Origin of the sequence: Krasilnikovia sp. M28-CT-15 (genome assembly GCF_047159595.1) — a bacterium.
In the GTDB taxonomy this organism is placed as follows: domain Bacteria; phylum Actinomycetota; class Actinomycetes; order Mycobacteriales; family Micromonosporaceae; genus Actinoplanes.
The window spans coordinates 5437427-5449764 of the sequence record NZ_BAAGAK010000001.1 but is presented as its reverse complement, the minus strand read 5'-3'; the positions used below and the strand labels follow the sequence as shown (position 1 = coordinate 5449764).

Sequence of the window (12338 nt, the reverse complement as noted above, 5' to 3'; positions counted from 1 at the left end):
CTAGCCTGTGCCGGTCTCGTCCCGCCGCTGCACAGGAGCCGCAGATGCGTACCGCCTACCGGGTCCTCGCCCTGCTGATCGCCGTCGGCGTCGTGGTGCAGGCCGCCACCGTCGCGTACGCCTGGTTCGTGGTGCTGCACGACACCGACTCCGGCGGCGTGTTCGACAAGAACACGATGAACGGTGGCCACGAGGCGCACGAGGTCATCGGCATGATGGTGCTGCCCACGGTCGCGGTGCTGCTGCTCCTGGTCGCGTTCTTCGCCAAGGTGCCCGGCGGGGTGCTGTGGGCCGCGATCACCCTCGGCGTGGTCCTGCTCCAGGTGGTGCTGGGCACGGCCGGCGCGGGGGCCCCGTTCGTCGGCCTGCTGCACGGGGTCAACGCGTTCGCGGTGGCGGGTGTCGCCTCGGTCGCCGCGGCCAAGGCGCGGCGCGCGGGCGAGGCCGCCGCGGCCACCCCGGCCTGACCGGGTCGTGTCCGCCCGCCTGCGCCTGATCGTCGCCGCGGTGGCGGCCCTGGCCGTGCTCGGGCCGCTCGGCTGGTTCTGGCAGCGCAGCCTGGTGTCGGACAGCTACGACATGGCCGCCATGGGGTATCCCGACAATGGTGGCGGCCCGTCTGGTCACGGGCACGGCGGCGGCCTGAGCGTCGCCGACCTGACCGGCCCCTCCGGCCCGGCCGACGTGTCGGTCACCCTCACCGCCCGCCGCGAGGGGCACGGATACACCCTCAACCACGTCTCGCCGGGACCGGAGATCCGCGCGCGGCAGGGCCAGCTGGTCGAGGTGCGGCTGGTCAACGAGTCCGTGGCGGACGGGGTCACCCTGCACTGGCACGGGGTGGACGTGCCGAACGCCGAGGACGGGGTCGCGGGAGTCACCCAGGACGCGGTCGGGCGGGGTGGGTCGCACGTGTACCGGTTCGTCGTCCGCGACGCGGGCACCTACTGGTACCACTCCCATCAGGTCGGCCACGAGCAGGTCCGGCTCGGGTTGTTCGGCGCGCTGGTCGTTACGCCCGCGCCGCCCCCGCGCGCGGCTTCCACGCCGGCGACCGCGGCATCGCCCACCGCCGGGTCGCCGCTCGCGGTCGACGCGGACCCGGTCGTCGCGGTGCACACGTACGACGGGCGGCGTACCGTCAACGGCCGGCCGCAGGTCAGCAGCCTCACGGCCCCGGCCGGGGCGACCGTGCGCGCCCGGATCATCAACACCGACGCCGGGCCGATCCGGGCCTGGGTGGGCGGCGCCGCGTACCGGGTGGTGGCGGTGGACGGCCGGGACGTGCACGGGCCCACCCCGGTCACCGACACCGCCGTGCTCGTCACCGCGGGCGGGCGCATCGACGCCGAGTTCACCGTGCCGCCCGGCGGCGCCCGGGTCGAGGCCGGCGCGGGTGCGGCGCTGGCCGTCGGCCCCGGCCCCGGCACGCCCGCCACGGCGCAGCCCCGGGCCACCCTCGACCTGCTCGGGTACGGCACGCCCGCCCCGCTCGGCCTCGACCCCGCCAAGGCCACCCGGAACTTCGAGTACCGGGTCGACCGCCGCCCCGGCTTCCTCGACGGCCGTCCCGGTCTGTGGTGGACGGTCAACGGGCACCTGTTCCCCGACCTGCCGATGTTCATGGTCGCCACCGGCGACGTCGTGCGGATGACGATCGCGAACACCAGCGGCGAGGTGCACCCCATGCACCTGCACGGCCATCACGCCGTGGTGCTCAGCCGCAACGGGGTCGCCGCCACCGGCAGCCCGTGGTGGGTGGACTCCCTGGACGTGGGCGACGGCGACACGTACGAGATCGCGTTCATCGCGGACAACCCGGGCATCTGGGTGGACCACTGCCACAACCTCCAGCACGCGACGGAGGGGTTGCTGGCCCACGTCGCGTACCAGGGGGTGAGCACGCCGTACCGGGTCGGTGGCGCGGCTGGTAACCAGCCCGAGTAAGGCTCAGAGGTAGAGGCCCGTGGCGGGTGGTGCGGTGGCCACCGTGAACGGCCGGGCGTCGGCGCGCAGCGCGTACAGTTCGGCCAGGGTGGCGCCGTCCGCGGAGATGCCCGCCGGACGGCCAAGCCAGGCGACCGCCTCGGCGTACGGCAGCCGCCCGACCTCGATGCTGGCCAGGCAGCGGCCCGGCCGCACGACGGCCGGATGCAGCGACGCCAGGTCCTCGTTCGTGGTGATCGCGATGAGCGCGTGGCGGCCCTGGCCGAGCAGGCCGTCGGTCAGGTTGAGCAGCCGGGACAACGACTGCCCGGCGTTCGCCTTGGCCTGGCCGCTGATCAGCTCGTCGCAGTCCTCCAGCATCAGCAGCCGCCAGCGCGGCTCGTCGTCGTCCCCGCCGCCCAGCGCGACACTCATCAGATACGCGGGATCACTGAACAGCCGCTCCGGATCCAGCACACAGTCCACCTGGCACCACGAGCGCCACTGCTGGGCGAGTGCCCGCAGGGCGGTGGTCTTGCCCGTGCCCGGTTCCCCGTGCAGGAGCAGCAGGCGGCCGTTGATCGCCGTGCCGTCCAGGGCCATGAGCTGTTCGAGCGTCCGGGCCACCGGGCTCGCGTAGTTGCGGCGGATCTGCTGCCACCCGGCCGCGTCGATCTCGCGCGGCACCCGGCGCGGTCCGTGCTGGCCGAAATGCCAGAATCCGATCGGTACGGTGTCGGCCGTGGGCGCGGGGGGCTCGACCGCACCCTCGCTCACGCGTGCCAGCACGCGCTCGGCCAGTTCCGCGGTGGTCGCGGTGACGGTCACCCGGGCGCGCCGGCTATGCGGCCACCGGATCACGTGCAGGGTCCAGCCGTCACCCACGGCGAGGCGGCCGTGCACGTCCTCGTCGACCGCGTCCCGCACGGTGCGGGCGTCGTCCGTGCTGAGCCGCGCATCCGCCCGGACGTTCTCCAGGGAGCTGGTGCGGCCGAACGGCTCCCGGCCCGACGTGAACGCGTCGAGGGCCAGCAGGTCGACCACGTCCACCAGCCGGTCGGCGTCGTCGACGGTGCCGGACACCGGCACCGCGGACGCGCGCGACCAGGCCGCGGCGCCGGTGGAGGCGGTCGGGTTGACCGCCTGTTCCACGGCGCGGCTGCCGAGCCGGTCGACGCTCTGGTGGGGGGCACGCATGGCTTCCATGATCGACCAGGGCGGCCGATGCGGCATCCCGTTTTCCGCGCCGACCAGCGCGAACGCCGGTTGCCCGCCGGGTCTGCGACGCGCCTGAGCCGGTCGGCCCGCGACGGGGGTGAGGTGGTCAGTCCGCGACCGGCGTGAGCACGAAGACCGGGATGACGCGGTCGGTGTTGCGCTGGTATTCCGCGTACTGGGGGAAGGCGGCGACGGCACGTTTCCACCACTCGTCCCGCTCCGTTCCCTCGGTCTCGTGCGCGAGATAGTCGTGCCGTTCCGCGCCGTCCTGCAACTCCACCTGCGGGTGGGTGCGCACGTTGTACACCCACACCGGGTGCTTCGGGGCGCCGCCCAGCGAGCCGACCGCCGCGTATCGGCCGTCGTGCTCCACCCGCATGAGCGGGGTCTTGCGCAGCTTGCCGGTCTTCGCCCCCACCGAGGTCAGCAGCACGATGGGCAGGCCGGCGATGGTGCCCGCCTCGGCGCCGCCGGTCGCCTCGTACGATTCGGCCTGTTGGCGGGACCAGTCGAGAGGGCTCGGCTCGTACTCTCCGGTCAGTGGCATTCGGATCTCCTCCGTCGGGCGGTCGACACCGCATCCACAGTAGACGTGCTCGTGGTCGGATTGGCATAGTCTGCCCCATCCGGCGCATCTTTCCGTATCACGCGCCGTGGCCTGCCGCTCGGCAGCTGGCCGCCGGCCCGATCCGCTCTGCCCCTCCGCTCATCCGGCGGTCTGACGCTGGGCGAACGCCATCAGGTCACGCCGCTCGATCGCCGCCGCCATCAGCTCCGGGAACGCGTCCGGCGTGCAGGCGAAGGCGGGGACCCCGAGCGCCGCGAGCGCGGCCGCGTTCTCGTGGTCGTACGCCGGAGCCCCCTCGTCCGAGAGCGCCAGCAGCGCCACCACCTGCACCCCGGCGGCGGTCAGCTCCGCCACCCGGCGCAGCATCTGCTCCCGGGCGCCGCCCTCGTACAGGTCGCTGACCAGCACGACGATGGTGTCGCGGGGACGCGTGATGAGCTGCCGGGTGTACGCCAGCGCCCGGTTGATGTCCGTGCCGCCGCCGAGCTGGGTGCCGAACAGCACCTCGACCGGGTCGCTGAGCTGCTCCGTCAGGTCGACCACGGCGGTGTCGAAGACCACCAGTGAGGTCCGCAGCGACCGCACCGACGCCAGCACGGCGGCGAACACCCCCGCGAAGACCACCGAGGCCGCCATCGAGCCGGACTGGTCGACGCAGAGCACGACGTCGCGGTGCACCGCCGAGGCGCGCCGGCCGTAGCCGACCAGCCGCTGCGGGATCACCGTCCGATGTGTCGGCTGGTAATGGCGCAGATTCGCGCGGATCGTGCGGTCCCAGTCGATGTCGGCGTGCCGGGGACGGCGGATCCGGGCCGCCCGGTTCAACGCGCCCGCGACCGCCGCGCGGGTGCGCTGGGTGAGCCGCCGCTCCAGGTCGTCGACGACCGTGCGGACCACCCGCCGGGCCGCCTGCTTGGCCTCGCCGGGCATGACCCGGTTGAGCGACAGCAGGGTGCCGACGAGGTGGACGTCCGGCTCCACCGCCGCCAGCATCTCCGGCTCCAGCAGGAGCCGGGTCAGCTCCAGCCGCTCGATCGCGTCCGCCTGCATGACCTGGACGACCGTGCTGGGGAAGTACTCCCGGATGTCGCCGAGCCAGCGCGCGACCCGGGGCGCGGAGCCACCGAGCCCGCCGGAGCGGCCCGCCCGCCGTTCGCCGCCGCCGTCGTCCTCGGCGGCGTCGTACAGCGCGGCCAGCGCGGCATCCATGGCCCCGTCACGGCCGGTGGCGGCACCGAGGGGGGCCTCGGCCGGGCCGCCGAGCACGAGCCGCCACCGGCGCAGGCGCTCTCGGTGGGCGGCGTCGTCAGGGTCGGTCATCTGGGATCTCCCGCCCGTAGATGTCGTGGCCGAGCGAGGCGCTCACGATCGGTCATCCGTTACCTCCCGCGCCTGGATCTCGTATCCCAGCAGGGCGGTCAGGGTCGGCAGCACGCTCGCTGCCCGGTCGTGGTCCAGGGGTCCGGTCACGGTGCCGGTGCCCGCGCCGGGCGCCGCGACGCCGGCCACCCGTTCACCGATGGCCCGCCGCTCGCCCGCCGCGAACCCGCCGAACGTGCGGCGCAACAGCGGCAGCACCTCGTCGAACGCGTCGTCCGCGATGTCGGCCAGCCACGCGTCCAACAGCCGCAGCAGCGCCTCGTCGTGCACCAGCAGCAGCCCGCCGCCGGACAGGAAACCCTCCACCCAGGCGGCTCCGTGCGCGGGTGGGGCCCCGACCGTCAACGGCAGCCGCAAGCGTCGGCGCACCTCGGCCTCGCCGAGGTGCCCGGCGTCGTGCAGCAGCCGGGTTACCCGGCCCGCCAGCAACCCGTGCAGATCGGCGCGGGCGGCCACGGTGGCCAGGGTGGCGAACCACCGTTGCCGCAGCGCCGCGTCGTCGAGCAGTGCCACCGCGGCGTGCACGCCGTCGAGGTGCGCGCGTAGCTCCCTGGCCGCCGAGTCGGCGACCGCCCCGGCGGCGGCCGGCAGGCCCGCGCAGACCCGGTCGAACAGGCTCGTGGTCACCGCGGCGAGCCCGGCCACGTCGGTGCGGCGCACGTCGCCGTACCGCAGGGTTCGGGCGAGCGCCGGGAGGGCGGCCATCAGGTGCCCGACGTCGGCGTCCGCGGCCGCGTGGGCGTCCAGCGCGACCAGCACCGGCGGGTACGCGTCGGTCAGGTCGGCCAGCAGGCACGCCTCCACCAGCGCGGTGACCTCCGCCAGCGAGGCGGCCGTACCCGCGGCCTCGGTGACCCGCGCGGTGGCCGCGGCGCTCACGGTCGTGCCGTACATGCTGAACTCCACGAGCCGCACCGCGAACTCCGGCTGCCAGCACAGCCGCCACGCCTCCCGGAACGTGCCCGTGCCGCGCCTGCCCTGCTCTGGTTCGCCCCAGGGCACCCCGATCCGCCGCAGCCGGTGCAGCAGGCGGCTGCGGCGCAGGTCGATATCGCGGCGCAGGTCCAGCTCCAGCACCCGCTCCAGGGCCTCCGGCTTCATGCGTACGGCCCGTTGCTGCGCCGCCAGGTCGCGGGCCAACGGCACGGCCGGCATCGCCTCCGGGACCCCGCCCAGCCGTTCACCGACGATGAGCCGGCGGCCGATCAGCTCGGTCCGCAGCGGCTCACCGTCGCACATCACCGCCTCCGCGGCCTCGGTCACCTCGGCCAGCCCGGCCAGTGGCCGTCCGCGCAGGGTGGCCAGCGCTTCGGCCAGCCGGGTCGCCTCGATGACGTGCGCCGACGAGGTGGGTACCCCTTCGGCCCGCAGGACCCCGGCGGCCTCCACCAGCCATCGGGGCACCACTTCCGCGACCGTGGCGAACAGGTGGTGGTACCAGCCGGGGGAGCGCACTCCGGCGCCGTAGCCCGACGCCGCCGCCAGCCGTCCGTACGTCCAGGGCACCCAGGTGAACGCGACCTTCGTCTTGCGGCGGCCCTTGAGCAGTGCCGCGTCGTCCTTGACCGGGACGCGGCGGGCCAGCGCGGGTACGTGCCAGGCGCCGCACACCACGGCCACGTTCTCCCGGGTACGGCGCACCTCCCGTAGGACGGTACGCATGTACGCCTCGCGGACCAGGTCCTCGGGGTCGTCCACGGTGGACTCGCGCAGCGCGGTCATCGCCTCGGCGATCGCCGGGAACGCGGGCATGCCCCGGTGTTCGACCACGTCCTCCCACCAGCGTTCCGGGTCGTCGTACCCGGCCGCGGCGGCCAGCTCCCCGATGGGGTCGGCCGGACGCGACCGGCCCCGCACACCGGGTCCCTCAGGCGGGCCTGCGCCACCAGCACCCGGCACGGCAGGTTCGCCGGCGGCGGGGACGCCGGCCGTGTGGTGCGCGTACGGGAGGTCGAAGAAGCGCACCGGCACGCCGTGCGTCACCGCCCAGCGCATCGCCTGCCACTCGGGAGAGAAGACCGCGAACGGCCAGAACGCGGCCCGGCGCGGGTCGTCGACCGCGTATCCGAGCAGCGCCACGGGCGGCTCCAGCTGCGCGTCGGCGACCCAGCGCACCAGCTCGTCCGCCTCGGGGGGGCCCTCGATCAGCACGACGTCCGGGCGCTGCCGGTCCAGCTCGTGCAGCAGCGCGCGGGCCGAGCCCGGCCCGTGATGGCGGATGCCGTACAGCTGCTCAGGCATCGCGGGCGGCGCGGTAGAAGTCGCTCCAGTCGGGGCGTTCCCGCACGACGGTCTCCAGATACTCCCGCCACACCACGCGGTCGGAGACCGGGTCCTTCACGACCGCGCCGACGATGCCCGCGGCGACGTCCGCGGCGCGCAGCCGCCCGTCGCCGAAGTGGGCCGCCAGCGCCATGCCGTTCGTCACGACCGAGATCGCCTCGGCGGGCGACAGCGTGCCCGTGGGGGACTTGAGCTTCGTCCGGCCGTCCTCGGTGAGGCCGCCGCGCAGCTCCCGGAACACCGTGACCACCCGCCGGATCTCCTCGAGCGCGGCCGGCACCTCGGGCAGCTCCAGTGCCCGGCCCAGCTGTGCCACCCGGCGGGCCACGATCTCCACCTCGTCGTCCGCGGACGCCGGGACGGGCAGGACCACGGTGTTGAACCGGCGGCGCAGCGCGCTGGACAGCTCGTTGACGCCCCGGTCCCGGTCGTTGGCGGTGGCGATGAGGTTGAACCCGCGCTGAGCCTGGACCTCCGTGTTCAGCTCGGGCACGGGCAGGGACTTCTCCGACAGGACGGTGATCAGCGCGTCCTGGACGTCGGAGGGGACCCGGGTCAGCTCCTCCACCCGGGCGATCGTGCCGCGTTGCATCGCCCGCATCACCGGGCTCGGCACCAGCGCGGCCTCCGTGGGGCCGTCGGCCAGCAGGCGGGCGTAGTTCCAGCCGTACCGGATGGCCTCCTCGGGGGTGCCCGCGGTGCCCTGTACGAGCAGTGTGGAGTCGCCGGAGACCGCGGCGGCAAGGTGTTCCGACACCCACGTCTTGGCCGTGCCGGGGACGCCGAGCAGCAGCAGCGCCCGGTCGGTGGCCAGAGTGGACACGGCCACCTCGACGAGTCGCCGCGGGCCCACGTACTTGGGGGACACCTTCGCCCCGTCGCCGAGCAGGTAGGTGACCACGGCCTGGGGGGACAGGCGCCAGCCGGGTGGGCGGGGCCGGTCGTCGGTGGCGGCCAGCAGGGCCAGCTCCTCGGCGTACTGGTCCTCGGCGTGCGGGCGCAGAACGGTCACTGCAACTCCTGAAGCATCTCGTGGCGGAAGGTGAGGGTCCGGGCCAGCTCGGCGACCGGGCGTACCCGGGACGGGTCGGCGGGTTCGGCGTCCAGCTCGGCCGCCAGCCGGGCGATCGCCGCGGCGTACCCGGTCGGCATGGCCATGGCGGCGGCCCGGCACAGCTCCCCGAGCTGCCAGCTATGCCGGTCGGTACGGGCGCGGTGCGCGATCGTCTCGATCACCGCCACGGCCAGGTCGTCGGGCCATCGTCCCGGGTGGACGGCCAGCAGCCGGTGCGCGACGTGGTCCTCCCGGCGCAGCGCGTCGGCCGCGAGGCGGCCCAGTTCGGCGGGCGGGAGGATGAGGTGCAGATCCCAGCGCACCGCCTCGCGTAGTCCCGCGCCGCCACGACGGGAGTCGGCCGCCAGCAGCGCGGCCGCCCACGCGGGCTCCCGCTGGGCGATGGCCGCCTTGGCCCAGCCGTGCAGCAGCGGGGTCGCCCAGTCGTGGCCGCGGCCGAGTTCCACGACGGCCGCCGGGTCGCGGTCGAAAGCGGTGGTCCAGGTGTCGAGCGGGGTCCCGGCCACGACCTCCTCGAGCAGCCACGCGCCGATGCCCATGCCCCGGGCCGGAGTGGCGCCCACGCCGTCGCGGCGCAGCCCCGGGTCCAACGTCTGTGGCGGGTCGACCGCGAGCCGCTCGCCGCCGTGGGCGCGCTCCAGCCGGACCGCGGCGTGGGCCCGCCGCGCCATGCGCCCGCTCAGCGCCGAGCCGGGCAGCCGGCGCAGCACCTCCAGCGCGGCGTCGCGGACCTCCCGCCGGGGATCGTCGAGCACCCGCTCGAGAAAGGGCTCGTCGGCCGCCGACAGGCCCGCGGCGAGCGCGGTCACGAACCGGGCGCGGTCCTCGGGCGGCTCCGTGTCCCAGCCGGCCACCAGCAGCTCCCGCGCCGTTGCCGGGTCGTCGGCCCGCATCCGGGACAGGTGCGCGAGTCGTTCGCCGGGCGATCCGGTCCGCCACGCCTCGGCGTCGTCGACCGCTCCGGCGCCGGGCGCCTCGTCGAGCAGCCACCGCCAGTCGGCCCGCTGCGCGGCCAGCCAGCCGCCGCGCCGCCCCGCGACGATCCCCAGAGCGGGCCGCAGCGTGGCGTTGCGCCGCCCGGCGTCCAGCAGCGCGGGCAGCGCCTGGGGTGGCACGTGCCCGCCGCGCCGGGCCGCCGCCACCAGCCACTGGGCCAGCAGCTCCTGCACCGCCTGGGCGCCGCCGGGAGCGTCGCCGTCGAGGAGCCGCAGCAACCGGTCTGCAGCGGCGGCGGGCAGCGGCCGGTCCTGTTCCGGGGGAGCGGGCGCCACGGGCTGATGGCCGGTCGCCGGGGTGGTGCCCGCCCGGCGGTAGACCAGGGCTGCGGCGGCCGCCTCCAACAACGACGGCGCTGACCCAGGCTGTGCCCACGGGCGGCGGGCCGTGCCCAGCAGCGCCGCCGCCAGCAGGTCCGCCGGCAGCTCGGCTGGTCGGTCGGGGCCGCGGGTCTCGAAGCTGGGCGGCGCGGCCGGGACGTATCGGCCGCCGACCCAGGCGGCCAGCGGCCGCAGCCCGGACGGGCCCCACTCGGCGGCCAGGGTGGCCGGTGTGCCGCCCGCCGCCGCCAGCAGCCACCACGGCTCGTGGTGGCCGGGCGCCAGGGGCAGGGCATCGCCGGTGCGGTCGACGACCCAGCCGGTCCGGGCCGGGGTCACGCCCGCCAGCAGCACGGGCGCGTCGTGGCGCCACGGGTCGGCGGCCAGCGCGGCGGCCCATCCGGCCAGCGCGTCCCGGGCGGGCAGGGCCCCGTCCGGCGCGGTGCAGGCGACCGCGGCGCTGTGCCGCTCGGCGACCAGGGCGCGCAGCGGTGTCGTGCCGGGGTAGAAGCAGAGGCCGGCGCGCAGCTCGGTGCCGGGCACGAGGTCCTGGGGGAGGGACTGGCCGGCCGCCGCGAACGCCAGCACGAGGGCATACCGTCCACTGTCGACGCCGCGCAGCCACGTCCGCCGGGTGGTCAGCGCGCCGTCGTCGGACTCGACCTGGCCGAGCACCTGCCACCGGTCGGTGACCCGGGGGCCCGCGAGGACGTCATCGGTGGCCACCGGGAAGCCGATGCGGGACCGGACCGTGGCGGCCAGCCCGGGCGTCAGCTCGTCCAGCCGCGCGTGCCCGGCCACCAGCAGGCGGAGCAGGGCGAGCTCGCCGAGGACCCGGTCCGCCCACAGTGGACCGATGCCGATCAGGCTGCCGAGGCGCCGCACGGCTGCGGCGGCCGCGGGCGCCTGCGCGTCGACCAGCCGGGCGGCCATCACCTCGTACGGCCGGTGACCCGCCTGCTCGGCCGTCGCCAGTCCCTGCTGCATCTGGTCGTCGAGCCAGCGGTGCAGTTCCGCCATCCCGGCCGCCACCCGGTCCGCGCGCTGCCGGGCCCGCTGCTGTGCCGCGGCGGGATCGGCCGGGGCACCACCGCGTGGTGCGGCGGCCCGAGCGGTTCGCGCGGCCCGCGCCGCCTGCCACTCGGCCGCGAACGCCGGTGCCGGATCCGTGGGCAGATCGGGGCCGTCCACCCAGCGCAGCAACAGACCGAGCGCGTGCTTGCAGGGGATCTTGCGGCTCGGACAGGAGCACCGGTACGCCGGGCCGGACAGGTCCACGCAGACCTGATACGGGTTGCTGCCGCTGCCCCGGCACAGTCCCCAGAGGACCTCGTCGAGCAGTCCGGCGGCTGCCCAGTGCCCGGCACCGCTCACCGAACGGGCCGCCCGCATCGAACCGGAGTCGGGGGCGAGTGCGGCCACCCGCTGCGCGCTCCAGCGGCGCACCACGGTCGACTGCTCGGCATCGGCCTGATCGGCCGCGGCGCCCGGATCGGCCGGGACCGCCGCCGCGGCGCCCGACCCGGTTGCGCTGCCTAGCTCGCGAGCACCGTCCGCCTCGGCGGTCGTCCATCGTTCAACGGGCACACGCCGCACTGTAGGCGCGAGGTACGACGCTTTCGACCGTCGCGGGGGTTTCCGCCACCGGTTCGCTGCGCGGCCGGCGTGGCGACCGGGACCCGGCCAGTACGGCCGCGAACGCCACCACCATGCCCACCAGCTGCGCGGTGGTGAGTCCTTGGCCGAGCACCGCCCAGCCCACCGCGGTCGCGACGACCGGCGAGAGCAGCGCGAGCAGGGAGACCTGTGCGGCGGGCAGGCGCTCCAGACCCCGGAACCACATCGTGTACGCCAGGGCCGTGCCGACCAGTGACAGGTAGGCGTACCCGGCGATGTTGCCGCCGGTGAGCGACCCCGGGAGGCCTTCGACGGCCAGGGTAACCGGCACGAGCATCAGCCCACCGGCGGCGAGCTGCCAGCCGGTGACGGTCAGCAGGGAGGCGTTCGGGCGGCCCCAGCGCTTCGTCAGCACCAGGCCCAGACCCATCGACGCCGCGCCACCCAGCCCGGCGAGGATCCCGACCGGGTCGAGCCGGGCCGACGCCGTGAGCACGGCCATGGCCACCCCCACCACACCCGCGAACCCGGCGAGCACGGTACGCAGCGCGACGCGCTCGCTGAGCAGCAGCGCGGACAGGCCCGCCACCACCAGCGGCTGGGCGGCTCCGAGGACCGCGGCCATGCCGCCGGGCAGCCGGTACGCGCTGGCGAACAGCAGCGCGAAGAAGACCCCGATGTTCAGCGCGCCGAGCACCGCGGAGCGCCACCACCAGTCGCCGCGGGGGAGCCGGCGGGTCATGGCGAGCAGGAGCAGCCCGGCGGGCAGGGCGCGCAGCGTGGCGGCCAGCAGTGGCCGGTGCGCGGGGAGGAATTCGGTGGTGACCGCGTACGTGGTGCCCCAGACGATCGGGGTCAACGCGGTGACCAGCAGAATCCTCCGCATGCGCAAACTCCCTCGACATGAAGTATCTCGACATAAAGAGAATCTCTCGCGTTTTTCTTCTTGTCAAGA

General features: G+C 75.3%; 9 protein-coding genes. 2 read left to right on the top strand and 7 right to left on the bottom strand.

Features of this window, described 5'->3' with window-relative positions; genetic code table 11:
* Positions 1–44 precede the first annotated feature (44 nt).
* Positions 45–467 (top strand): hypothetical protein, encoded by a 423-nt coding sequence (locus ACMCNO_RS25005; RefSeq protein ID WP_412751882.1) that lies wholly within the window; start codon positions 45–47, stop codon positions 465–467.
* A 7-nt stretch (positions 468–474) separates the two neighbouring features.
* On the top strand, positions 475–1947 hold the full coding sequence (locus tag ACMCNO_RS25000) for a multicopper oxidase family protein (RefSeq protein WP_412751881.1): 1473 nt from the start codon (positions 475–477) through the stop codon (positions 1945–1947).
* Positions 1948–1950: 3 nt separating this feature from the next.
* Here ACMCNO_RS25000 and ACMCNO_RS24995 read toward each other — a convergent pair whose 3' ends face one another.
* The 7 genes from ACMCNO_RS24995 to ACMCNO_RS24965 all read right to left on the bottom strand — a co-directional run bounded on the left by ACMCNO_RS24995 (position 1951) and on the right by ACMCNO_RS24965 (position 12269).
* Positions 1951–3123 (bottom strand): DUF5925 domain-containing protein, encoded by a 1173-nt coding sequence (locus tag ACMCNO_RS24995; protein ID WP_412751880.1) that lies wholly within the window; start codon positions 3121–3123, stop codon positions 1951–1953.
* A 127-nt stretch (positions 3124–3250) separates the two neighbouring features.
* On the bottom strand, positions 3251–3691 hold the full coding sequence (locus ACMCNO_RS24990) for a nitroreductase family deazaflavin-dependent oxidoreductase (protein WP_412751879.1): 441 nt from the start codon (positions 3689–3691) through the stop codon (positions 3251–3253).
* A 159-nt stretch (positions 3692–3850) separates the two neighbouring features.
* Complete coding sequence (locus tag ACMCNO_RS24985) at positions 3851–5032, bottom strand: VWA domain-containing protein (protein WP_412751878.1); 1182 nt, start codon at positions 5030–5032, stop codon at positions 3851–3853.
* A 42-nt stretch (positions 5033–5074) separates the two neighbouring features.
* Positions 5075–7333, bottom strand: coding sequence for a DUF5682 family protein (locus ACMCNO_RS24980; RefSeq protein WP_412751877.1), 2259 nt, complete (start codon positions 7331–7333; stop codon positions 5075–5077).
* Positions 7326–8387, bottom strand: coding sequence for an ATP-binding protein (locus ACMCNO_RS24975; RefSeq protein ID WP_412751876.1), 1062 nt, complete (start codon positions 8385–8387; stop codon positions 7326–7328). Before ACMCNO_RS24975 ends, ACMCNO_RS24980 begins: the two co-directional genes overlap by 8 nt.
* On the bottom strand, positions 8384–11353 hold the full coding sequence (locus tag ACMCNO_RS24970) for an SWIM zinc finger family protein (protein ID WP_412751875.1): 2970 nt from the start codon (positions 11351–11353) through the stop codon (positions 8384–8386). Before ACMCNO_RS24970 ends, ACMCNO_RS24975 begins: the two co-directional genes overlap by 4 nt.
* Positions 11343–12269 carry an EamA family transporter gene (locus ACMCNO_RS24965; RefSeq protein WP_412751874.1) on the bottom strand — a complete coding sequence of 309 codons (927 nt, stop codon included), beginning with the start codon at positions 12267–12269 and terminating at the stop codon, positions 11343–11345. Before ACMCNO_RS24965 ends, ACMCNO_RS24970 begins: the two co-directional genes overlap by 11 nt.
* Positions 12270–12338: the final 69 nt, after the last annotated feature.

What these genes read in the sequence shown, in the direction of transcription:
- ACMCNO_RS25005 (WP_412751882.1), top strand. Translation starts at nt 45, where the DNA reads ATGCGTACCGCCTACCGGGTCCTCGCCCTGCTGATCGCCGTCGGCGTC.
- ACMCNO_RS24995 (WP_412751880.1), bottom strand. Translation starts at nt 3,123, where the DNA reads ATGCGTGCCCCCCACCAGAGCGTCGACCGGCTCGGCAGCCGCGCCGTG.
- ACMCNO_RS24990 (WP_412751879.1), bottom strand. Translation starts at nt 3,691, where the DNA reads ATGCCACTGACCGGAGAGTACGAGCCGAGCCCTCTCGACTGGTCCCGC.
- ACMCNO_RS24985 (WP_412751878.1), bottom strand. Translation starts at nt 5,032, where the DNA reads ATGACCGACCCTGACGACGCCGCCCACCGAGAGCGCCTGCGCCGGTGG.
- ACMCNO_RS24980 (WP_412751877.1), bottom strand. Translation starts at nt 7,333, where the DNA reads ATGCCTGAGCAGCTGTACGGCATCCGCCATCACGGGCCGGGCTCGGCC.
- ACMCNO_RS24965 (WP_412751874.1), bottom strand. Translation starts at nt 12,269, where the DNA reads ATGCGGAGGATTCTGCTGGTCACCGCGTTGACCCCGATCGTCTGGGGC.